This window comes from Streptomyces humicola, assembly GCF_024436035.1.
Classification (GTDB): domain Bacteria; phylum Actinomycetota; class Actinomycetes; order Streptomycetales; family Streptomycetaceae; genus Streptantibioticus_B; species Streptantibioticus_B humicola.
Genome location: NZ_JANFNG010000033.1, coordinates 1 through 23064, shown reverse-complemented (window position 1 = coordinate 23064; position 23064 = coordinate 1). Strand labels below are relative to the sequence as shown.

18 protein-coding genes are annotated in these 23064 nt (G+C 70.2%); 2 read left to right on the top strand and 16 right to left on the bottom strand.

Translation table 11 applies throughout. From position 1 onward, the window contains the following. Window position 1: 1 nt before the first annotated feature. Window positions 2–1504, bottom strand: coding sequence for a type 2 periplasmic-binding domain-containing protein (locus NGB36_RS28115; RefSeq protein ID WP_255923370.1), 1503 nt, complete (start codon window positions 1502–1504; stop codon window positions 2–4). Window positions 1505–1833: 329 nt separating this feature from the next. Between NGB36_RS28115 and NGB36_RS28110 the strand changes: the two genes are divergently transcribed. After that, window positions 1834–2541 (top strand): 2OG-Fe(II) oxygenase, encoded by a 708-nt coding sequence (locus NGB36_RS28110; RefSeq protein WP_255923368.1) that lies wholly within the window; start codon window positions 1834–1836, stop codon window positions 2539–2541. Window positions 2542–2545: 4 nt separating this feature from the next. On the opposite strand, the gene NGB36_RS28105 is transcribed toward NGB36_RS28110, so the two are convergent. From NGB36_RS28105 to NGB36_RS28035, 15 genes are all read right to left on the bottom strand, one after another. Beyond that, entirely contained in the window at window positions 2546–3058 is a 513-nt protein-coding gene (locus NGB36_RS28105) for a methylated-DNA--[protein]-cysteine S-methyltransferase (protein WP_255923409.1), read from the bottom strand. 49 nt (window positions 3059–3107) lie between these two features. Further along, the gene (gene metF, locus NGB36_RS28100; protein ID WP_255923367.1) at window positions 3108–4040 is read right to left on the bottom strand and encodes a methylenetetrahydrofolate reductase [NAD(P)H]; all 933 of its coding nucleotides are present in this window, start codon (window positions 4038–4040) and stop codon (window positions 3108–3110) included. Then, window positions 4037–5020 (bottom strand): carbohydrate kinase family protein, encoded by a 984-nt coding sequence (locus NGB36_RS28095; protein ID WP_255923366.1) that lies wholly within the window; start codon window positions 5018–5020, stop codon window positions 4037–4039. Before NGB36_RS28095 ends, metF begins: the two co-directional genes overlap by 4 nt. Before the next feature lies 1 nt (window position 5021). Next, window positions 5022–6230, bottom strand: a complete 1209-nt coding sequence (gene metK / locus NGB36_RS28090; protein ID WP_255923365.1) for a methionine adenosyltransferase — start codon at window positions 6228–6230, stop codon at window positions 5022–5024. Between the two features lie 16 nt (window positions 6231–6246). Continuing rightward, window positions 6247–7668, bottom strand: a complete 1422-nt coding sequence (locus tag NGB36_RS28085) for a nitrosuccinate lyase (protein ID WP_255923364.1) — start codon at window positions 7666–7668, stop codon at window positions 6247–6249. Next, the gene (locus NGB36_RS28080) at window positions 7665–9644 is read right to left on the bottom strand and encodes an FAD/NAD(P)-binding protein (RefSeq protein ID WP_255923363.1); all 1980 of its coding nucleotides are present in this window, start codon (window positions 9642–9644) and stop codon (window positions 7665–7667) included. Before NGB36_RS28080 ends, NGB36_RS28085 begins: the two co-directional genes overlap by 4 nt. Beyond that, window positions 9641–11344 carry an FAD-dependent monooxygenase gene (locus NGB36_RS28075; RefSeq protein ID WP_255923362.1) on the bottom strand — a complete coding sequence of 568 codons (1704 nt, stop codon included), beginning with the start codon at window positions 11342–11344 and terminating at the stop codon, window positions 9641–9643. The genes NGB36_RS28080 and NGB36_RS28075 overlap by 4 nt, the downstream gene beginning before the upstream one ends. Then, window positions 11337–13175 carry an FAD-dependent monooxygenase gene (locus tag NGB36_RS28070; protein ID WP_255923360.1) on the bottom strand — a complete coding sequence of 613 codons (1839 nt, stop codon included), beginning with the start codon at window positions 13173–13175 and terminating at the stop codon, window positions 11337–11339. The genes NGB36_RS28075 and NGB36_RS28070 overlap by 8 nt, the downstream gene beginning before the upstream one ends. After that, on the bottom strand, window positions 13175–14248 hold the full coding sequence (locus tag NGB36_RS28065; protein ID WP_255923359.1) for a methyltransferase: 1074 nt from the start codon (window positions 14246–14248) through the stop codon (window positions 13175–13177). The genes NGB36_RS28070 and NGB36_RS28065 overlap by 1 nt, the downstream gene beginning before the upstream one ends. Window positions 14249–14303: 55 nt before the next feature. Further along, a complete protein-coding gene (locus tag NGB36_RS28060; protein ID WP_255923358.1) occupies window positions 14304–16067 on the bottom strand; it encodes a class I adenylate-forming enzyme family protein in 1764 nt (587 codons plus the stop codon). A gap of 58 nt (window positions 16068–16125) precedes the next feature. Then, window positions 16126–17046 carry a bifunctional transcriptional activator/DNA repair enzyme AdaA gene (locus NGB36_RS28055; protein WP_255923356.1) on the bottom strand — a complete coding sequence of 307 codons (921 nt, stop codon included), beginning with the start codon at window positions 17044–17046 and terminating at the stop codon, window positions 16126–16128. 3 nt (window positions 17047–17049) lie between these two features. Beyond that, window positions 17050–18153, bottom strand: coding sequence for a 3-dehydroquinate synthase II (locus NGB36_RS28050; RefSeq protein ID WP_255923355.1), 1104 nt, complete (start codon window positions 18151–18153; stop codon window positions 17050–17052). Next, on the bottom strand, window positions 18150–18968 hold the full coding sequence (locus tag NGB36_RS28045) for a 2-amino-3,7-dideoxy-D-threo-hept-6-ulosonate synthase (protein ID WP_255923408.1): 819 nt from the start codon (window positions 18966–18968) through the stop codon (window positions 18150–18152). Before NGB36_RS28045 ends, NGB36_RS28050 begins: the two co-directional genes overlap by 4 nt. A 245-nt stretch (window positions 18969–19213) precedes the next feature. Next, complete coding sequence (locus NGB36_RS28040; protein WP_255923353.1) at window positions 19214–20875, bottom strand: FAD-dependent monooxygenase; 1662 nt, start codon at window positions 20873–20875, stop codon at window positions 19214–19216. A gap of 13 nt (window positions 20876–20888) precedes the next feature. Further along, on the bottom strand, window positions 20889–21740 hold the full coding sequence (locus tag NGB36_RS28035) for a fumarylacetoacetate hydrolase family protein (RefSeq protein ID WP_255923352.1): 852 nt from the start codon (window positions 21738–21740) through the stop codon (window positions 20889–20891). A gap of 205 nt (window positions 21741–21945) precedes the next feature. Between NGB36_RS28035 and NGB36_RS28030 the strand changes: the two genes are divergently transcribed. Then, entirely contained in the window at window positions 21946–22899 is a 954-nt protein-coding gene (locus tag NGB36_RS28030; protein WP_255923351.1) for a VOC family protein, read from the top strand. Window positions 22900–23064: the final 165 nt, after the last annotated feature.

Here is a 23064-nt window from a genome sequence, read left to right as displayed (position 1 = left end):
TTCAGCTCTTGGCGAGAGACTCTTCGTATTCCTGCCGCATCTGGTTTCCGCATCCCGTTTGGAAGGCCTTGAGCACGGATGGCCACTCCGACAGCGACCGGTGGCCGGCTGCCAGGTCGGTGACGTACTGCACGATGTTCTGGTAGTTGCCGGGGAAGCTGTTGGTGTAGGCAGCGGAGTAGTGGCCGATGGTGGGGTCGGTGACGGCGATCTCCATCAGCGCGGTCTCGGTCCGGTGGATCGCCGAAGTGGTCTGCGGTTTGCTCGGAATGTGCAGGTACTGCGGCCCGTTGGCGAGGAAGTCCAGCGGCTGGGCGGTGGAGACCACCTCGGCGTTGCCTCGCGCGGTGAGGTGGATGTCACCGCCCGCCAGGGTGTAGTGGACGCCCTCGACTCCGTTGTCGAGTAGCTGCCGTTCCTTGGTGCCCATGGGTGCGCACAGGTAGTTGAGGACATTCAACAGGGTCTTGACCCGCTTGTCGTCGTCCTGCTTGCTGATCGCGGTGAAGCCGACCGAGCCGTAGCCGTACCACCAGTGCGGCGTGGCGCCGGGGGCTGCGGGGAACGGGGTCACCGGTGTGAGCGGCAGGTTGTACTGCTTGGAGTCGTTGAGATAGTTCGGGAAGGACTGCACGTAGGCGCCGATGGTGCCTCCTTGCAGGAGATCCATCATGGTCGTGGTGGAGATGGTGTTGTCCGGCCAGAAGAGCTGGGCGCCGGCCACCTTGACGAGGAACTCCAGGGCGGCATGCCACTCGTCGGTCTCGTACAGGTAGGTGAGTTTCCCGTCCTCCAGGCGCCACTTGTTGGGGGCACCGTGCCACTGTGCGAAGTGTGAGCAGTGGTTGTAGGCGGCCAATTCGAGCACGTACTTGTTGCGCTTGACGTCGAGTAGTTCCTTGCCCTTGGCGAGGAAGTCGTCGGCGCTGGTGAAGGACGGGCCGCCGACGGGCTGCCAGAAGTCCTCATCGAACAGGTAGACCTGGCCCATCCGGCCGTAGGCGACGGCCACGCCCCAGATCTTTCCGTTGACCACGGCGGTCTGCCATGCGTATGTCGGCAGGTTGGCGAGGTTCGGGTACGCCTTGACCGCGTCGCCGGACAGATAGGGGGTCAGGTCGTGGAATTTGGCCTCCAGCAGTTCCGGAACGTGCTGGAGGAACTGGTTCGGGGGGAACCACACCAGATCGGGGATGGTGCCGCCGGCTATGACGGTGTTGAACTTGGCCGGGTAGCCGTCGCCGGCATCGGTGGCGATGTCCATCTGGAAATCGGAACCGAGAGCCTTGTTGAGCGTCTGCCAGTAGGCGTTGCGGCTCATGTCCGGCGGCGGGGTGGTGAAGGTTTCCGTCAGCGCGGTGATCGGCTCTCCATCACCGGGTGGCGTGGCCACCGATTGCACGAGGTCGGTCGGGTAGTGCAGATAGGCGGGGTCAAGGCCCTGCACATTGCCGGGCAGGTCCGGTGGCGCCGCCTTGGCGGGGACGTAGGTGGGCAGCTTCACCTTGGCGGAGGCGGCGGCTCCCGCCTCTCCGGTGAGACCGCCGCCTGAGCAGGCTGCCAGGGCGGGCAGCCTGGAAACGGTCAGCTTTGCGCAAGCAGCCCGCGGCTGGTCGGAGCGATCGTGAAGCGCAACTGTTGGCAGGCTTAAGGAAATCGAGGACCGCGGTCGGCCGTCTGCGACCGGACCCGCAGTCTGCGCCCCGGCCACGCCTCCTCGGCCGGAGCAGGCCGCCGGCCACTTGATGTCCGATTTCCGCCAGCAAGCGTGATCGCAACGCCTCACAGTGGGAGGGGACGGCAAGCAGCGGGTACGCGAGGAAGCGAGGAGCCATGAGCGAGGCCACCGGCCTGGCGGCGGGCGACTGGACGGCACTCGCCGAGGAGCTGGGCGAGTACGGCAGCGCGCTCACCCCGCGGATTCTCACCCCCGGGGAATGCCGTGAGGTCGCCGCCATGTACGACGACGTGGAGCGGTTCCGGTCCACGGTCGACATGGCCCGTTACCGGTTCGGCTCAGGCCAGTACCGCTACTTCGCCAACCCCCTCCCGCAGCCGGTGAGGGAACTGCGCGAGGCCTTCTACCCCCGCCTCCTGCCGATCGCCCGCGACTGGGCCGAAAAACTCGGCCGTCCGGCCCCCTGGCCCGACACGCTGAAGGAGTGGCTGGCGATCTGTCACGAAGCCGGGCAGCCCAAGTCGGCGCAGATTCTGCTGCGCTACGGGCCCGGTGACTGGAACGCACTGCATCAGGACGTGTTCGGCGAGGCCGTCTTCCCCCTGCAGGTCGTCATCGGGCTGGACCGGCCCGGAGCCGACTACAGCGGTGGCGAGTTCCTGATGACCGAGCAGCGTCCCCGCGCCCAGTCCCGCGGATCGTCCACCACGCTGCCCCAGGGCCAGGGGCTGGTCTTCACCACCCGCGACCGCCCGGTCCGTTCGGCACGCGGGTGGTCGACCGCCCCCATGCGGCACGGCGTGAGTACGGTGCGTACCGGTCGGCGACGCACCCTCGGCCTGGTCTTCCACGACGCCAAGTGAGACGTCAGAAGAGCGTGGGTTGCAGGGCGCCCTCGTGGACGAGCAGGTCCCGCTTGCGCTCGATGCCTCCCGCATAGCCGCGCATCGTGCCGTCCGCGCCGATGACCCTGTGGCACGGACGTACCAGCAGAAGCGGATTGGCGCCGATCGCCGCCCCCAGCGCACGGACTTCCGCGCGCTCGGCTCCGATCCGGTCCGCGAGGGCTCCGTAGGTGGTCGTCGTGCCGTACGGAATATGCTCCAGGGCCGACCAGACGCGTTGCTGGAACGGTGATCCGCCGGGCACGAACTCGATGTCGAAATCGGTCAGTTCGCCGCCGAAATATGTACGTAGCTGCCGCGTCACCTCGGCGAACGCGCACGCATCGGGACGCCAGCCGTCCTGGACGACCGCTGCGTTCCGCTGGCCCGGCATCGACAGCGACGCGAGGGCGACGCCACCGCGTGCCGTGGCGGACTCCTCACCCACCAGCAGAAATTCTCCCAGCGGGCTGCCGAACGTGGTGTACAGCCTCATCGCCTCGGTCACTCGTGCCCCTCATGCCCCTCATGCCCTGTTGCGCTCCTCACCCCACCACTATGCGCCGGTCCGGGTGCGGCAACCGGCGGAAATCGGACATGGCGGTACGGCCCCCGCAGATGGCGCGATGGATCTCCAGCACTGCGGTCGAGCGGTTGAGGGTGATGTAGTGCAGGCCGGGCGCGCCCTCATCGAGAAGGCGTCGGGCCATGGCGGTCGCGTGGTCGACGCCGATCCGCTGCCCTTCGGCCGGGTCGTCACGCGCGGCGTCCAGGCGGCGAGCCAGGTCCCCGGGGAACGAGGCGTTGCTGAGTTCGGCGAAACGGCGGATCTGCCGTACATCGGTGGCCGGCATGATCTCCGGGATGATGAGCGTTTCGCATCCCGCAGCAGCCACCCGGTCGCGCAGCCGAAGATAGTCCTCCACGTGGAAGAACATCTGGGTGATCGCATAGTCGGCGCCGGCACGGCACTTGGCCACGAAGTGGCGCACCTCGCTCTCCCAGTCCGGTGAGCGGGGGTGACGTTCGGGGAAGGCGGCAACGCCGATGCTGAAGTCGCCCAGTGCACCGATGAGGCGGACGAGCTCGATCGCGTGCTCGAAGCCCTCGGGGTGCGGGACCCAGCGGCCCCGGGGATCGCCGGGCGGGTCACCGCGCAGCGCGAGCACGTCCCGGATGCCGGCGTCCGCGTACCGGGCGATGATGTGGCGCAGTTCGGTCACCGAGTGGCCCACCGCCGTGAGATGGGCGACGGGGCGCAGGGTCGTCTCTGCCGCCAGACGCCGCGTGATCTCGACGGTACGGTCCCGAGAGGAGCCGCCCGCGCCGTAGGTGACCGAGACGAAGGCCGGGGAGAACGCCTCGATCTGCCGGATCGTCTGCCATAGGAGGCCTTCGCCCGCCTGCGTCCTGGGCGGAAAGAACTCGAAGGAATACAGCGGCTCGTTTGAGGCCAGGATGTCGCGCAGCGTCGTCATAACAGGCCCACCAGGTACGGTTCGGTCTCCGATGCCTCGGCCGGGCCATAGGCCGTCGTGATGCGGCTCAGCAGGTCCGCCGGCACCAGCTTGTACTCCTGTGTGCCGACCGATTCGAGGACCACCGTGGCAACCGCGCAACCGAGTTGAGCGGCCCGCCGCAGGGGCAACCGCCAGGAGACACCCGCCAGGAGTCCGGCCCGGAACGCGTCGCCTACGCCGGTGGGGTCGGCCGCCTCCGTGGTGGGCACGGCGGCGACGTGCAAGGGAGGCTGATCCTGCCGGGCGATCATCGCACCCTGCGGGCCGAGGGTGGTCACCCAGGCGCCGGTCGTGGCGAGTATGCGGGCCCGCGTCCAGCCGGTGCGTTCCTGCAGCAGGGCCGCCTCGTACTCGTTGGTGAACAGGAAGTCGGCGCCTTCCACCAGCAGGCGCGCCTCCTCCCGGCCGAGCCGCGCCAACTGCTGGGAGGGATCGGCGGCGAACGGCAGGCCGAGCTTTCGGCACTCCTCGGTGTGGCGCAGCATGGCCTGGGGATCGTTGGGTGCGATCACCACCAAGTCGGGCACGCCGGCGCGTCCGCCGACCGAGGCGAGAGTGATCTGACCGGCTTCGGACATCGCACCGGCATAGAAGGTGGCGATCTGGTTGTGGTCGGCGTCGGTGGTGCAGATGAAGCGGGCAGTGTGCACAGTCTCGCTGACCCGCACCGACCCGGTGTCCACTCCGGTGTTCTGCAGCCAGGCGTCGTACTCCGCGAAATCCTTGCCGGCCGCACCGACGAGGAGCGGCCGCAGACCGAGCCGCGCCAGGCCGACGGCGATGTTGGCGCCCACTCCTCCGCGCCGCACCTGAAGGGAGTCGGCGAGGAACGACAAGGATACGCGGTCCAGTTGACCGGGGATCAGCTGCTCGGCGAAGCGTCCTGGGAAGACCATCAGGTGGTCGGTGGCGATCGAACCGGTGACGGCGATGCGCATCTCAGACTCCTGCACTCGCGCGCAGCGCGTCGACGCGGTCGGTGCGCTCCCAGGTGAAGTCGGGCAGTTCGCGCCCGAAGTGGCCGTAGGCGGCGGTCTGGGCGTAGATCGGGCGCAGCAGGTCCAGGTCGCGGATGATCGCGGCCGGGCGCAGGTCGAAGACCTCGGCGATGGCCTGCTCGATCCGCGACTGCGCCACGACCGCGGTGCCGAAGGTCTCCACGAACAGACCCACCGGCTCGGCCTTGCCGATCGCATACGCCACCTGCACCTCGCACCGCGAGGCCAGGCCCGCGGCCACCACGTTCTTGGCCACCCACCGCATCGCGTACGCGGCCGAACGGTCCACCTTCGAGGGGTCCTTGCCCGAGAAGGCGCCGCCGCCGTGACGGGCCATGCCGCCGTACGTATCTATGATGATCTTGCGTCCGGTCAAGCCGGCGTCGCCCATCGGGCCGCCGGTCTCGAAACGGCCGGTGGGGTTGACCAGCAGCCGGTGACCCTCCGTCTCCAGCTTGATCCCGTCGTCGGCGAGTCCTGCGAGGACATGATCGACGACGTATTCGCGGATGTCGGGGGTGAGCAGTTGCTCCACGCTGATGTCGCCCGCGTGCTGGGAGGAGACGACCACGGTGTCGAGTCGTACCGGGCGGCTGCCCTGGTACTCCACCGTGACCTGGGTCTTGCCGTCGGGCCGCAGATAGGGGATGGTGCCGTCCCTGCGCGCCTCGGCCAGCCGGCGGGAGAGCCGGTGCGCCAGTTCGATCGGCAGCGGCATCAGGGTGGGGCACTCGTCGGTCGCATAGCCGAACATCAGGCCCTGGTCGCCCGCGCCCTGCCGGTCGAGCTCTTCGCCGGCGCCCTCGATCCGCTGCTCGTAGGCGCTGTCGACACCTCGGGCGATGTCGGGCGACTGCGCGCCGAGGGAGACCGAGACGCCGCAGGAGGCCCCGTCGAAGCCCTTCGCCGACGAGTCGTATCCGATCTCGAGGATCTTGTTGCGGGCGAGCTCGGCGACCGGCGCATACGCGGTGGTGGTCACCTCGCCCGCGATGTGGACCTGGCCGGTGGTGATGAGCGTCTCCACGGCGACCCGGGAGGCCGGGTCCTGACGCAGGAGCTCGTCGAGGATGGTGTCGCTGATCTGATCGGCGATCTTGTCGGGGTGTCCCTCGGTCACGGATTCCGAGGTGAACAGGCGCTTTGCCATGAATACGGTCCCTTGGTCAGGCGGTCCGTTGGTCAGTCGGTGCACGTACGTCAAGTGCGCGCGCCACCAGTGCCTCGGCGGCACCGGTGTAGGCGGTGGGGTCGAGAAGCTCTTCCAGCGCCTTCGCGTCGAGATGCCGGGCGACGTCCGGGATTTCGATGAGCACCTCGGCGAGCGGACGTCCCTCCTGGTCCGCGGTGGTCGAGGCGTGGGTGAGCAGTTCCTTCGCACGGGCCTTGCCGAGCCGGGGAGCGAGCACCGCGGCGACTCGCTCGGTCACCACCTTGCTGCCGGTGAGCGCCAGGTTCTCCCGCATGCGGTCCGGTTTGACGACCAGTCCCCCGGTCAGCTCGGCCGCCGTGTGGGCGGCGCCGCCGGCCAGCCGCAGGCATTCGCGCAGCAGCAGCCACTCGGCGTGCCACGGGCCGGCCGAACGCTCGTCCTCGCAGACCATGCACTGGGTCAGAGCGGTGGCGAGTGCGGGGACTTGGAGGGTGGCGCTGCGGATCAAGGTGGTCAGCACGGGATTGCGTTTGTGGGGCATCGCGGAGGAACTGCCGCGCCCGGCCGGGCCGGGTTCGGAAATCTCGTCGATCTCCGTTCTGGCCATCACCTGCACATCGGCCGCGATCTTGCCCAGCGCTCCCGCGGTGAAGGAGAGTGCCGCGGCCGCATCGGCGATCGGTGTGCGCAGCGCATGCCAGGGCAGGACCGGCCGGGCCAGCGCGGTCTCGGCGGCGAACCGGTCGACGAGCCGGTCGAGGTAGGCCCCGGGATCCATCCCGGGTCCGTCGAGAGCCGCGTATTCCAGGTAGCCGGCGAGGGTGCCCGCGGCTCCGCCCAGCGACACCGGCAGCGCACGCTGCACGCCGGCCAGCCGTGCCTCCGCGTCCACGATCAGCTGGCGCCATCCGGCGGCCTTGAGCCCGAACGTGGTGGGCACCGCGTGCAGGGAGAGCGTGCGGCCGGCCATCACCGTGCCGCGGTGCCGCTCGGCGAGCCGGGTCAGGGCCGTGGCCGCCTGCGTGAGGTCGGCGCGGATCAGCCCCAGTGCCCTGCTGCACACGAGCACGGCCCCGGTGTCCAGTACGTCCTGGCTGGTCGATCCCCGGTGCACGTACTCGGCGGCGGCGGGGTCGGTGGCCGCGACCGTCCGGGTGAGGGCCTGGACGAGGCCGACGACCGGATTCGCGGTCTCCCGGGCTGCCAGTGCCAGCACGCGCAGGTCCAGTTGCTCGGCGCGTGCGGCGCGGGTGATCGCGGCGGCGGCCGACGCCGGTACGGTCCCCAGCGCAGCCTGGGCTCTGGCCAGCGCCGCCTCGGCGTCGAGCATCGCCTGCAGCCACGCACGATCGCAGACGGCTTCTTCGACCGGTACGCCGGCCCGTACCGGCGAGAGCAGCCCGGTGTCGGGCCCGCCGTCGAATCCCTGCGTCATGTCGTCATCTCCACCAGTGCGGAGCCATGCCGGCCCGTGGAAGTGGCAGGGGCAGTCGGTGCGGGAGCCAGGGACAGTACCGCGCGGGCGATGGCGTCGGAGTCCCCGAGCGTCACCGAGTTCACGCCGGGCCGTATGCCGGCCGCCGTCACCCAGTGCACGGCTTCCGTGGGGACGCCGTAGGCGAAGCGGCGCGGATGGACGCGGTCGTGGGCGTCCACCGTCCGGTAGGGGCGCTCGGTGATCGCCAGACCGCCGGTCTCGTAGGTGGTGCCGCAGCTGCCTTCGAGGCGGTACGGGACTGCCTGGCCGCTCATCATCAACTGGCGCAGCAGGGCGTCGCCGGTGCGCCTGAGGTCGGGCTCGGGCAGCCGGGCCTCGATGAGGACCTCGGCCCGGACGGGTTCGGCGTCGACCGCCTTGGAGACGGCCACGAACGCCGGGCGGTCGCCGGTGTCGATGCCGATCTCCAGGTCCGGGCCGATGATGTCCACCACGTTCGCCTCGATGAGGGCGCGCAGTTCCTCGATACGGGAGGCGGGAGGGCCGATGGACAGGTAGGCGTTGAGCGGTGTGTACCAGCCCTGCAGGTCGTCGCGGTAGGAGTTGCCTTCGAGACCGCCGTGGTCGACGGCGAGCCGTATCTCGTTGCGCAGGTCGCGCAGGACGTCCAGGGCAGCCTTGAGAGGCCCGCTGAGGTTGCCGGCCCTTGCCTCGTGCACGTCCCGTGCCAGATGGTCGAGCAGCCAGCCGCGGAAGCTGTCGCGGTCGGCGAAGCGCCGTCGTCCGATTGGCCGGGCGACGGCCTCCCAGTCCCACCGTTCGGACGCGGCGATCGCGAAGTCGTCCAGCACGCGGTGTTCGGCCTCGCCGTCGCCGGCCGCAAGGTAGCGGCGCGCAAAGCGCGGTGCCTGGTGTTCCTGCCTCCGTGCGGCGAGGAGCGTCTCGTAGTAGACGCTCTCGACCTCCTTGGCTATCAGCGGCCACAGGTCGGTGCCGAAGTGGACGCGCTCGGCGTCCACGGCCCGGCTCCGCAGCCGGCCGATCATCTCCGGCGTCAGGAGGCGCGGGATGTAGCGGCCGTGGGCGCCCTTCTCGTTCTCGCCCCGCGCGTGGTAGGGGATTCCGCGCCGGGAACCGGCCCAGATGCGCGGCTCCTGCCCGCAGGGGTGGTAGACCAGCCGGTCGCCGTGCCGTTCGAACGAACCGCCGCGGCCCCGGGTGAGCAGTGCCATGTGGTCGAAGAAGTTCAGGCCGAGCCCGCGCATCAGCACCGTCCGGCCCGGCTTCACGGCGGTCAGGTCAAGGTCGGCGGGGTTGGCGGGCAGTACGTAGGTCAGCCCGCACGCAGCGGCGGTGCGGGCCCATTCCTGCTCCTGCGCGGTCGGGCGGGCCGGCAGGTGCCCCTGGGCGAGGACGATCGCGTCCAGGCCGGTGAGCCGGGTTCCGTCCGCGAGGACGAGGGTCTGCGGGCCGCCGGGGACGCCGCCGGCGTCGTGCAGTGCAACCGCCCGCGTGCGGTGTTCCCGGATGGTGCAGTGCGAGGGCGCCTTCTGTTTGACCCGCCGGTAGGCGTCGGCCAGATAGTGACCGTAGAAGGCGCGGGTCGGGTACGCATCCGGGGTGAGGTCGCGGGCCTCGGCGAGGGTCCTGTCGTCGTACCGGTCCGGACCACCGGACCGGACCACGGACTCGGCCCACTCGTAGAGGCTGGGACCCGGCTCGACAGGACCGTCCATCTCCACGCTGTCGTCGGTGAAGACGGAGACCTGAGAGGCCACCGTGTTCATCAGCAGCAGACCGGACTGGGTGGTGCGCCAGACCCGGCCCGGGCCCGGAGGAAACGGGTCGACGACGTGGATGACGAGGGACGAATGCGAGGCATGGGTGCGCTCGTTGGCGCAGAGTCGTTCCAGCACCGACAGTCCGCGCGGGCCTGCCCCTACGATGCAGACCTCGAGACCGCTTGCGCTCATACCCGCCTCCCCGGCCACTGCTGTCCCGCTCCGGTCACCAGCGCGACCAGGTCGCCCGGGTCCGTCGGCCACCGGTTCCCCCGCCACGCCACATGCTGGTCGGGGCGGATCAGCACCAGGTCCCGCTCGTACAGGTCGCGGGCGGCGTCGCCGTCGACGTCCAGCACGGTCAACGGCATGCCGCTCGCCTGGGCAGCGGCCTGCAGCGGCTTCCCGCTGGGCGGCTCGGGCCCCAGGCGCAGCAGGCTACAGCAGGGGCCGAACCTGTCGAACAGAGAACTGCCCCGGCCGTGCCAGTCGTCCAGCCACAAGTGCGGGGCACGGCCGCCCGCAACGCTCGTGGGAACGTAGGTACCCCAGGAGTCACCGGGCGGTTGCGCCTGAGAGGCGACGACCGGTGAATCGTCATAGCGGGTGCCGAGTTGGATGCCGACGGCGTGGGTGTGCTCGCCGAATCCGCGCAGCAGCGCCCCCGTGCGGTCACGGACGGCTTCCCCCTCGGCAGTGCACGCCTCCAGGGCCGCCGGGCGGGTGATTGCGTTCAGTTCGGCGTCGAGTTCGCGTGCGGCGGCGAGGGCGCGCACGGCGGCAGGCCGCCGTTCTGCCTCGTAGCTTGCAAGCAACTGCGGTCCGCCCCAGCCCTGCAGCACAGCGGCGAGCTTCCAGGCGAGGTTGGCGGCGTCGTCGACGCCCGCGTTCATCATGAAGTCGCCATAGAGGCCCGCCGGATGGGCGGAATCCCCCATAAGGAAGATCCTTCCCCTTATGAACCGTTCCGCCACGTAAGCCGCGGCGGGAGTCCAGGAGCACGGGCCGAGGATCTCGACGGGCAGGGCGGTTCCCGCGGCCCGCCGGACCACGTCGGTGAGCCGGCCCTCTCCAAGCGGGCCGGCGTCCGCCGGGCCGGCCACCCGGAACAGGAACTCATCCGCACCGCCCAGCGCGACGAGCTGCGCGACGAGTTCCGCGTTCAGCACCCAGTGGCTCCATGCAGGCGCTCCGGCGAGCACGTCCCGGTGGAAGCCGGGCAGGCGCAGGTGCGCCGTGGTCACTCCGTACCCGCGGCTGTTCCGGTCGAGCGGGCCGGGCCGTTCGTAGCGGATGCCGAGAGTGTGGTGCACGAGGTCCCGTCCGGCGTCGCTCACCACTGCGTAGCGGGCCGTCCACTCCTCACGGGCGTGGCCCGGGCGCTCGGCCCGTACCCGCACCCGGTCCGCGTCCTGCTCCACGCCGGTGACCGTTCGTCCGGACATCACCGTGATGTTCGGCCGGGTGCGGACATGGTCGTGCAGAAACGCGCGGGCGCGCGTGTCGTCGACGCGGTGGGCCGGCTCGGGCAGCTGGTCCGTGCGGGGCGCCGCGGCGACCCGGCGCAGCCGCTGCGTGGTGCCGGGCAACGGCAGGCGCGACAGTTCGTGGCCGTTGTACCGGGTGAAGAACGCGATGTCGGTGGGGTGTTCGCAGGGCAGGCCGAGACGGCGTATCGAGGCGGAGACGCCCAGGCGCCGGTAGTGCTCCATCGTCCGCGCGTTCTGCGTGGTGGCGCACGGCGGGTTCCGAGGGGCGCCGTCGGGGTCGCAGACGTCGAAGACCACGCTGGGCACGCCATGGTGGTCCAGGAAGAGGGCGAGCATCAGGCCGGCCGGGTCGCCTCCGACGACGGCCACCGGCGTGTGCAGAGAGTCGGGGGAGTCACTCATCCGTCGGCGCACTCCCTCCCGGCTCGCGGGCGAGAGCGGCGTCGAGCGCCGCGTCGAGAGCATCGGCAGGCTGCGCGCATCCCGACAGCCAGCGCATGGCCACATAGCCGTCCGGGCGGACCAGCACCGCGCCGTCCTCGTCGTGGCCGCGCAGCCGCGTCCAGGTGCCGTCGGCGTCGACCGGGCCGCCGTCGGCCCCGACGGCGTGGGCTGTGACGGGGACGCCGCGCGCCTCCGACAGCTTCCTCGCGGCCGACAGCCAGGCGGCGCCGCCCGCGCCCGCCACCAGCAGGAACGATCCCGCAGCAGCCTGCAACTGGTGTGTGGAGAGGCGTTGTTGGCCATGGCGCAGCCAGGAGTGCGGCAGCCGGGAGCCCGGCCGGGCGGACTGCACCAGCGTGAGACCGAGCGGGTCCGGCTGGGGGCGCGCGGTCCGGTCGTCGCCGACGAAGCCCGCATCGGCGTAGTCGTATCCCATCTCGAGGCCGAGGTGGGCCGTGGTGATCCGGTTGGTGTCGAAGTACTCGCGCAGGACGGCTCGCCTGGTCTCACCGTCCGGGGTGTCGGAGAACAGCGCCGTCATCTGGGCGCGGTTCCACTCCGGCCGTGCGCCCGGCACCACTGCAGTCCCCGAGGTGAAGGCGATCTGGTTGAAGAGCGAGAAAAGGGCACGCTCCACGACGCGTTGCGCCACCGGGCGACGCTCGGCCTCATAGCTGTCGAGCAGGCACGGGCCCGCCAGGCCGTCGATGACGTAGGCGAGCTTCCAGGCGAGATTGTGCGCATCCTGGACACCGGTGTTCAGACCGAGGGCACCGGAGGGCGGATGGCGGTGTGCGGCGTCCCCGACGAGGAAGACGCGGCCGGAGCGGAACCGCTCGGCGACCGTTCCCTCCACGGGCCAGCGGCTGATGCTCTGCACCTCCATGGCGTGGTCGTCGGAGAGCTTCAGCGTGCGGCGCACCATCTTGACGATGGTCTCGTCGTCGAGCCCGGCCGCGTCGCGGTCGCCGGGCGGCCTGGAGAACATCAAGGTCCACTCCTCGGAGAAGCGGCCCCAGTTGCGCGGTCCCATGGGCACCACGCCGCAGTGCTCCAGGGTTCCGTCCTCCGACAGGCTGGAGACGCGGTTGACGACGGCGTCGTCGTAGGGGATGAACGGCGAGAAGTCGGCCCGCACATGGAGGTTGATCCACTCCATGAACGTCGGCGTGCCGAGCATGGGGATGGACCGCAGCCGGCCGACGGTCTTGCCGCCGTCGGCGGCGATGACGTACGCCGCACGCACCTGGAAGCTCCGGCCGCAGGTGCGGTCCAGCACCGTGGCCGTCACTCCGTCGTCGTCCTCGGTGAGGTCCGTCAGTTCGTGGTGGAAGAGCAGGCTGCCCGGGGCGCGTTCCTCGGCGTGGCGGCGCAGCAGGGGTTCGAGCCACCGCTGGCCGAGATTGGCGTGCCGGTAGGCGGATGCCTGCGCGTAACGGCCGGCCAGTGCTCCACCGCCGTACGCGTCGGCCCGGTGCAGCACCTTGCGGTCGTAGGGCTCGTCGCCGCCGAGGCTGGAGAGCCACACCATGGCACCGCAGTTCTCCTGCGGAGCTCCTTCGCGGTAGATGTCGTCGGCCACCTTGTGGTGGGCGAATATCTCCATCGTGCGGGCGTTGAGGATGTGCGCCTTGGGCTGCACCGACGTGCTGGGGTGTCGTTCGACGAGCAGCGAGCCGATGCCGAGGTCGGACAGGACGAGGGAGGCGGTGAGCCCGGACCCCCCGCCGCCCACGATCAGAACGGGTGTGTGCCGGTCGGCCGGGGTCGGTCGACGGGATGAGTTCATCACGCTTCCTTGTGTTCGCGCGTCTGCGGGGCGACCGGGCGGTCCTGCGCCGGCGCCGCGATCAGCAGGCTGGTTTCGAGGGCCAGCGGGACGACGGATTCCAGCCGCAGTCCGGCCCCGTCCAGGAGGGTCCGGTAACCGTCGAGGGTGCGTTCTCTGCCGCCGGCCGCCATGAGGAGGTGCAGATCCCACAGCAGGGCCAGGACCCCCTCGCCGTCGGTGGAGTCGGCGGTGGAGCCGGCGGTGGGGATGACCCGCTCGAGGATCAGCAGCCGGGCCGTGTCGGGCATCGCCGCGCGGACGGTGGAGAGCAGCTGTGTACACCTGGCGTCGTCCCAGTCCTGCAGCACACGGGAGAGCAGATACGCGTCGGCTCCCGGCGGAACGGCGCGGAAGGCGTCCCCTCCGACGGTGCGGCAGCGGCCGGGCCCCAGCGTCCGGGAGAGGTGCTCCTCCGCCACGGGTATCACGTGCGGGAGGTCGAAGAGCAGCCCGTGCAGGTGCGGGTGGGCCTGCAGGATGGTGGAGAGCAGCATGCCGCTGCCCCCTGCCACATCGACGACGGTGCGGCAGGCGGTGAAGTCGTACGCCTTCACCACGTCGGCGAAGAACACATTGCCGGCGTTCATGGCCCGCTGGAACCGCACTGCCGCGCCCGGCTCCCGCTCCAGGTAGCCGCGCAGCGGGGTGCCGAAGGCGTGCTCGAATCCGGATGTGCCGGTGCGTACGGCGGGGACCACCTCGCCCCAGGCACGGTGGAACTCCTCGCCGTAGATCACCGCCATGTCGCGCATCGACCGGTCGTCGTCCGAGCGCAGCAGAGTGCCGACATCCGTCAGCCGGTAGCCCTCCCCGGGCGTGCCGTCGACAACGCCCATGGCGGTCAGCAGCCGCATGAGACGCTCGATGCCGTCCTGGTCGGATCCGGTGACGGCGGCCAGTCGGGCGGCGGTGGTGTTCCCGGCGGTGATGTGGTCGGGAAGATCCAGTGCGGCGGCCGCGTAGAGCGCCTGCGCCTGCCAGGCACCGGTGAGGATGTCCACCACGCGGCGTGCGGGATGCCTGCCGGCCATGTGTCGAGCCTTTCGGTGTCGGGGTGTTGTGGCGTGTCTGCTGTGCGGCCGGTGGCTATTCGGCCTGTGGCTGTGGCTGCGGCTGTGGCCGTGCCGGTGGCCGCGCCTGCGCCGTGCGGTGGTGGGCGACGGCCCCTTCCGCCGGCCGGCGCAGGATGTCGCGGTGCGCTTCGCGCAGCCGTCGCTTGAGCACCTTGCCGGTGGGGCCGACGGGAAGCTCGTTGCGGTCTGCGGCGACGACCAGGGCACTGAGCGGCACCAGCCCGCGGTTGCGCAGCGCCGCAGTGCACCGGTCCAGCAGCTCCTGCGGGGAGCTGGCCGCTTCGTCGCCGAACATGACGACGGCTGCGGGGAGCGACGTCCCCGCGTTGTCGGGATCGTCCACGGCGACGACCGCCGCGTCGAGCGCCTGAGTCGTCATCAGGACGGCCTCTTCGAGCGGGAGGCTGTACACCGGGCCGTCGGCGGTGCCGATCACATCGGGGGTCCTGTCGAGGTGGTACCACAGTCCGTTGCCGTCCCTCCGGACGACGTCCCCGGTCAGGAAATAGCCGTTGCTGACGGAATCCCGGCTCAGCGCCGGGTCGTCCCAGTACCCGGGAGTGATGCTGGGCGTGCGGACCCCGAGCAGCCCGGCTTCGCCGTCCGGCAGCGGACGGCCCTGCCCGTCGAGGGCCGCGGCATCACGCACGGCCTTGACCGGCCTGCCGATCAGCCGCCCGTAGCCGGAGCTTTCGGGGGTGAACACCTGCTTGAACAGGACCATCCCCATCTCGGACGAGCCCAGGCCGTCGATGTACTGGGAGCCGGTGAGCCTGCGGCCCCTGTGGCGCCGCGTGCCCAGTGACGTCAGCGGGCGGATGTGCCGCTCATGGGAGGCGTCCCCCATGCCGTACCAGGAGTGGATGGCCTGTGCTGCGTACGGGGTGATGCGGGAGACGTCGGTCTCCGCCAGGGTGAGCGGGAATCCGAGGACGAAGGTGGGCCGGAAGCGGTTGATCGCCCGGGCCACCGACGCACCGTCCGTCGCGTCCAGCACGAGGGTGGGGATGCCCAGCATCACGGCCATGCTCAGATAGCTGATGCCCGCGGAGTGACTGTGCGGCAGCGCAGTGAGCATCCGGTCGGAACGCAGGGACGGGAAGGTCCACAGTCGTTCCCGCTTGCCGTTGAAGAACGACTCGTGGGTGAAGACCGGTGCCTTGGGCCGGCCGGTCGTTCCGGAGGAGTGCGAGATCATCACCAGGTCGTCGCCCTGGTGCCGGTACGGGAATCCCGGCAGCGGCCCGGTCGGCCGCGGGGCGGTCGCCTCGAGCGTGGCGATGTCCTCGGTCAGGATCGCCTTGCCCGAGGCGGCGCCCGACTGGGACCAGGCCTCGGCACAGCCGGCCAGCCGGTCCTGGTCCGCGACGAGGATCGTCGTGCGGGTGCGCCGGAAGTACTCGGCGGCCGTATCCGTGGGCATGTTGGGGTTGCAGTGCACGGCGACCGCGCCGAGGCTGGTGATCGCTATGTGGTGTAGCAGCCCGAACAGGCCGTTGCGCGTGCAGACTCCGACATGGGTCGACGGCACGACTCCGTGGCTGCGGTACCAGTGCGCGTACCTGATGACGCGGATCCGCATCTCGTTGAGGGACACGCCCGGCAGCTCGCCCTCGTCCCAGGTGGGTGAGGTGGTATCGGGGTGGAACAGGATCGGCCTGTCCCGGTCGTTCGCGGTCTGCCAGGCGTGCCAGAAGAAGTTGCCCGCGCCGAGCCGCCGGTTCGCCGTCAGGCGCAGGCGCTGGGCGACGGTCCGCTGGGACCCGAAAATGATCATTGGTGTGCCTCTCTTGAGCCATCGATCGGCTTTCGGTCAGCATTGGGCCGGCATGGGATCAGCATTGGGCCGTCGGTGTCTGTGCCCATGACACGTTCGACTCGTTGAGCGCTGAGCGAAGCCATTCCCCCAGTGCCCTGCGGCGGATGTCCCAGGGGATGCCGTGGCTTCCCGCAAGTGGCGCCGCACCGCGCAGTGTCACGGCCAGTCTCCGGTCGAGGCCGGGTTCCGCAGCGGACAGTCCCGACTCGGCGAAACGGGCACGCAGTCGCCGAACGAGGGTCTCGGTGTCGGTTCCGAAGAGCACGGAACAGATGCCGGTGGGCGTCGCGGCGATGAGCAGCCGGCCGAGCTCGTACTCGGCGCATGCGTAACGGATACGCACACCGCGCCCGCTGTTCTTGAACGCGGTGGGGGTCATGCCGAGCAGGTGCTGCGCCAACGCGTAGAAGTTTCCACTGGAGTTGAACCCGGCTTCGTAGATGGCTTCGGTGATGGTCCTCGTCCTGGGGATCGCCTGCCGGAGCCGGTCGGCGCGGCAGGCGACGGCGTAGGCCTTGGGGGTGACTCCCGTCAGCGAGGTGAAGACGCGGTGGAAGTGGAACCGGCTGAATCCCGTGGCGGCCGCGAGCTCACCGAGCGACGGGGCCGGTCCCGGAGCCTCCATCAGCCGGCACGAGCGCAGGACTGCTTCGACGTGTATATCGTGCGCGTCGTGCCATGCCCGGTCCGGGCGGCAGCGCCGGCACGGACGGAAGCCCGCTCTTTCCGCTGCCGCCGGATCGGGGAAGAAGATCGTGTTGGCGCGGCGAGCGTGCCGGGATCCGCACGACGGACGGCTGTAGGTGCCGGTCGTCAGCACCGAGTAGCAGAACGCTCCGTCCGCCCGCCGGTCGCGCCGCAGCACTGCATGCCAGCGCGCCTCGTCGTCGCCGAACTCCCGCGCCGCGATCAACGCCTTCTCCTCCACCGGGCTCACTTCTCACTTCTCCAGGCAGAACTCGTCGATCGGGTAGCCGACGTGGCGGTCCTCCACGGGCAGATAGCCGAGCACCTTGTCCCCCGGCTTGAGTTCGGTGCTGTTGAGCACCACCCCGCCCGGGCCGAGCACGCGGACGTGCCAGTCGTCCTGGAGGATCAGATTGGCGGTGCGGCCTTCGGGGCCGACCGCATCGATGGAGATGAGCGGACGGCTCTCGATCTTGACGCGGCCCACGGTCACCAGCCGGGTCCTGCCGTGGATGTCCACGGCGGTGACCTTGCTGCCCGCCTTCAGCTCGCTCAGGTAGTTGGTGCGTTCGTTCTGGCCGAGGGTGTAGGAGTGGATGGCGCCGGCATTGACGCGGAAGGGGCGCGTCGGCATGTAGGGCAGCGGGTGGGTCTCGCTGACGCAGAGGATCATGCCCTTGGAGTGGGAGCCGACCAGGATCCCCTCGTCCTCACGGAAGTAGGTGGCGGTGTCCACACAGGCCCGGTCGCCCATGCCCACATGAGCGGTGGCGGTGATCTCCAGCTCCACCAGCTGCAGATCGGGCACACCGGCCTCGGCTGACTTCCTCAGGGCGGTGGCGTCGCCGACCTTGGCCGGCGCCATGAGCACGCCGTCCGAGCCGAGTTCGAGGACGCCGAAGATGATCTCCGCCTCCTCGACGTCCCGGGCGATGGTGATGAGACTGCCGTCGGCCTTGGCCGCCGCCGCAATCACGATCTCCAGCGGGATCTTCGTCGGATCACGGAAGTCCAGCAGGCTCCACTTCTCCGTACGTCCGGAGCGGCAGGCCTCCTCCAGCGTCCCGGCGTCGACGATCTCGACATAGCGTCCGAACTCCACCTGGGGGTGGCGCAGCGCCAGTTCCGCCGGTTCACCGTGCTTGGCCGGATCCACGATGACCACGTCCGCGGACCCGAAGTCCTCGGGGAGGGTCTGGCCCTGGGGGAACAGGATTTTCTTCACCGTCGGCGGCAGAGCGGACAGTTCCGCCGGGTCGGAGGCGAGTATGCCGTCGACCCGGGCGTGGATCGCCTCTTCGACGACGGCTTCCTTCGCCGATCCGACGGAACGGATGTCGATCCAGCTGAGCTTCACAGAGCACCTGCCATTCGCGGGGAGGGATGGGACGGAGAGGGACGGTCAAGGAGGGAGCCGGCCGAATCGTGGACGATGCCGGCGAGTTCGAGGACGGTGGCGCGAGGCGTGGCGGAACCGAACACCCTGCGCCCGACGGCGAGTCCACGGCATCCGACGGCGAGGGCTGAGGCCGCGAAGTCCGCGATGCTGCCGTCGAGATCGCCGCCTGCCACGATGATCGGGAGGGGCGAGCTGTCGACGACCTCGGCCATTCGCTCGGCGGGGGAGGCGAACACCGTCTTGACGATGTCGACCCCCAGGTCGGCCGCGATGTTGACCACATGGGACAGCAGAACGGGATCGGAGGGGTCGGTGACCCGGGGGCCACGCGGATAGACCATGGCGAGCAGCGGCATGTTCCACCGGTCGCACGCCGCGGCGACGGCTCCGAGGTCGGCGAGCTGGGCAGCCTCGGTCCGCGAGCCGATGTTCACATGCACGCTGACCGCGTCCGCCCCGAGGCGGATGGCGTCCTCGACGTCGCCGACGAGGACCTTGGCGTCCACATCGGGGGCGTGCGCGGTGCTGGCACTCAGGTGGACGATCAGTGAGCAGTCCCTGAGGAGTTCGGGATCGATGACGCGAGCGCGGCCCTTGTGCACGACGATGCCGTCGGCACCGCCGGCGACCACGTCGCGGACCAGCTCATCGAAGCGTTCGACGCCGGCTATCGGGCCGTCGGAGACGGAGTGGTCGAGCGGCACGAACAGATAACGGCCGTCACCGTGACCGGACAGCCTGGCCAGACGCCGCGACTTTCCCGTGGAAGACATTCTCAACATCGGGCACTCCCTTGTGCAATGAAATTCATGCACGACGCATATGAAGAGTGTGCGGGCGAAAACACCAGGATCTGCACAGAGGTGCTACAGGGAAGCGGAGTTCCCGCCTCCGACAAAAAGAAAAGACGGCACGGGCCCGCGGGCGGCTCGTGCCGTCTTTTTGGTGAATTCTTACCGCTGAAGAGAATTACCGATGAACGCCGTGGAAAGGGGGACCGGCGAAACGGCGGCCGCGCTCAACGGGCGCCGGTCACCTGGTCCAGCAGGGCGTCGGCGTCCGGCGGTGGACGGTTGCCGCGCCACGCCACGTACTGGTCCGGGCGGACAAGAGCCAGGTCGCGCCCGTAGAGATCACGCGCCAGCGGGTCGGGGAGATCGAGGACCGCCAGCGGAATCCCGCGTGCGACCGCCGCGGAGCGCAACGCGCCGGCGTCCGGCGGCGATCCGCCCAGACGCAGCAGGGTGAACCCCGTTCCGAACCGGTCGTAGAGCGAACTTCCCGCGTCACGGCGTCCGTTCAGCCACAAATGCGGGGCTCGGCCTCCGGGGACGCCACTGGGCATGTAGGTGGTGAGGGAGTCGGCGGGCGGTGCGTCCCGGTCGCCGTCGGCGACGACAGGCGAGCCGTCGTAACGGGCACCGAGCTGTATGCCGATGGACGCGAACTGCTCACCGAGCGCCCCGAGTCGGTTGCCCAGCGCCGCCCGCGCACCCCGCCCCGTCGGCGAGTCCTCCTCGAGATGGCCGGGCCGGTCGATCTCCCCGAGGTTGCGGTTGAGGTTACGCGCCGCGGCGGTGTTCCGCAGCGCGACCGGGCGGCGCTCCGTGCCGTAGCTGTCCAGAAGCCGTGCCCCGCCCCAGCCGTGCACGCGGGAGGCCAGCTTCCAGGAGAGGTTGGCCACGTCGTCGATGCCGGTGTTCATGCCGAACCCGCCTGTTGGCGTGAACAGATGGGCCGCGTCCCCGGCGAGGAACACCCGCCCCTCCCCGAAGCTCTCGGCCACCAGCGCCACCCCCGGCGTCCACGGCCGGTGGCCCAGCACCTCGACCGGCAGGTCGGTGCCCGCGGCGCAGCGCACGATTCGCGCGAGCCGCTCCGCGTCGAAGCTGTCGGGGTCGACCGAGCTGGTGAGCAGGGAGTACTCATCGGCGCCGTCGAGAGCGATGAGGTTGACGACGACCTCGGCGTTGACGGCCCAGTAGCTCCATGCGTCACGCCCGCCGAGCAGGTCCCGGCGCAGGGTGGGCAGCCGCAGATGCGCCGCGGTCGCCCGCCGCCCGAGAATGTCCTGGTCGAGACGGGAGTGCCCGGCATAGGCGATCCCCGCCGAGCGGCGCACCAAGCTCCGCCCGCCGTCGCAGCCGACCACGTACCGAGCCCTCAGCCGCCGGCCGCGCACATCGTGCACCGTCACGCCGTCCGCGTCCGGGACGACCCGCTCCACCCCGCAGCCGTACCGAAGGGTGATGGCGGACCGGGTGCGGGCATGACGGACGAGAAACCGCTCGACGTACATCTGGTTGGCCCGGTGCAGCGGCTCCGGTACCTGGTCCGCCCGCGGCGCCGAGGCGACGCGGCGGCGCTTGGCGGCGCTGGACGCCATCGGCAGGCGCGCCAGCTCATAGCCGTTGTAGCGGGTGAAGTAGGCCACGTCCGTGGGGTGTTCGTCGGGCAGGCCCACGGCGCGCACCCGGTCGGCGATGCCGAGCCGGCGGTAGTGCTCCATGGTGCGCGCGTTGTGGGTGTTGCCCCGGGGGTGGTCGAAGGAGGGGTCCGTTTCGTCGCGCTCCTCGCACACCACGCACGGCACACCCTGGGCGTCGAGGAAGAGGGCGAGGACGAGACCGACTGGGCCGCCGCCCACGATGACCACAGGGGTCCGTGCCACAAGGTCCATGCCGGACGCCGCCTCAGCGGATCCTGTCCTCGTGGGCCACGACGCGCTGGCGCTGCTCCCCGAGCCCCGCCACCGACAGCCGCATGGTGTCCCCGGGTTTGAGGAAACGGTTACGCGCGAAGCCAACGCCGGCGGGCGTGCCGGTAGCGATCACGTCACCGGGCAGCAGGGTCATGAACCGGCTGACGTAGGAGACGATCTCGGCGCAGTTGAAGATCATGTCGCGGGTCGAGCCCTCCTGCATGATCTCGCCGCTCACCTCCGCGGTGAGCGCCAGCGCCTGGGGATCGGCGATCTCTTCCGGCGTGACGAGCCAGGGGCCGAGCGGGCAGAACGTGTCGCTGCTCTTGCCCTTCACCCACTGCCCGCCGCGTTCCACCTGGAAGGCTCGCTCCGAGACGTCGTTGACCACGCAGTATCCGGCCACGTACCGCTGCCAGTCCGCCTCGGCGACGTACTGCGCCTTCTCGCCGATGACGAGGCCGAGTTCCACCTCCCAGTCGCCCTTCTCCGCGTCCTTGGGCAGGACGACGTCGTCGTAGGGACCCGAGATCGACGTCGTCGCCTTCATGAACAGCACCGGCTCGGACGGGATGGGCTTGCCCGTCTCGTTGGCGTGGTCACGGTAGTTGAGGCCGATGCAGACGACCTTCGAGACATCCGACACGCACGGCCCGATCCGCTCCGTGGCGTCCACAAGCGGCAGAGTCTCCGGGTCGATGCTCCGCAGCTCGTCCAGGACGTCGCGGGCCAGGGTCTCCGCGCTGATGTCCGGGTGGACCCCGGACAGATCACGCACCCGCGCGTCGCGGTCGAGTATTCCCGCCTTCTCGCGTCCGGGCTGTCCATAACGCACCAGCTTCATGAGCTCCGCCTTACGTCTCGGGTTCGGCCGGGCCTGTCGACGGTGCGAGTCTCCAATCCGCCGCCCGGGCACATCACTCCGGTTCTTGCGGGCGAACCCGGGCGGAGGGCGTGCCCCTTTTCGGCAGCAACATTCTGGTCGTCTCCGCCGCGACGATCTCCTACGGTCACGGGCGGTACCCGAACCTCTGGCCCGGGAGAAGACCATGGACGACATTCCGCGCCCCGCGCAGTCCACGCACCGCACCGACCTCCTCGGAGTGCATTCTCTCGACAATTTCAGCCTGGCCGTCCCCGACCTGGCGCAGGCACAGAGCTTCTACCGGAAGTTCGGTCTCCACGTGGCAGAGCAGGGAAACGGGCTCGGACTGTACACCGAGGGCCACCTGCACTGCTGGGGAACGCTCTCCGAAGGGCCCGGCAAGAAACTGCGGCATCTGTCGTTCGCCGTGTACCCCGACGACCTGCCGCGCTTCCGTCGCAGGCTCGGGCAGCTGGGCATAGAGCGCATCGATCCGCCGCCTGGTGTCGACAGCGACGGCCTGTGGTTCCACGACTGCGACGGCCTGCCGGTCGAGCTGAAGAGCGCGCCCAAGAGCTCCCCGGACGCGAAGTCGCAGGCCGCGATGGCCACCTCGCCCCCTGGCGTGCGGTGCGCTCCGCTGCGCGACGAGGCCGAGGAGATCAGGCCGCGCCGCCTGCAGCACGTCCTGATCTTCACACGGAACCTGGATCGGGCCATCGCCTTCTACGGCCGCGTGCTGGGGCTGCGGCTGTCGGACCAGGCAGGTGACGTCGCGTTCATGCACGGCGTGCACGGCAGCGACCACCACCTGCTGGCGTTCGCCGTATCGAACGGCCCCGGTTTCCACCACTGCAGCTGGGACGTCGCCTCCGTCGACGAAGTCGGCCTGGGGGCCATGCAGATGGCAGACCGGGGCTTTCCCCACGGCTGGGGTCTCGGCCGCCACGTTCTGGGGTCGAACTATTTCCACTACGTCCGTGACCCCTGGGGCAGTTACTCCGAGTACTCGGCCGCCATGGACTACATTCCCTGCGGAATGGACTGGACGGCGCGGCAGCACAAACCGGAGAACGGGTTCTTTCTGTGGGGTCCGCAGCCCCCCGCGGACTTCGCCGTGAACCGGGAAGTCGGCTGAGCCCGGCGCAGCCCGGCTCAGCCCGGCGGGGCCCGGCGGGGCCCGGCGGGGCCCGGCGGGGCCCGGCGGAGCCCGGCGGGGCCCGGCGGAGCCCGGCGGGGCCCGGCGGAGCCCGGCGGAGCCCGGCGGAGCCCGGCGGAGCCCGGCGGAGCCCGGCGGAGCCCG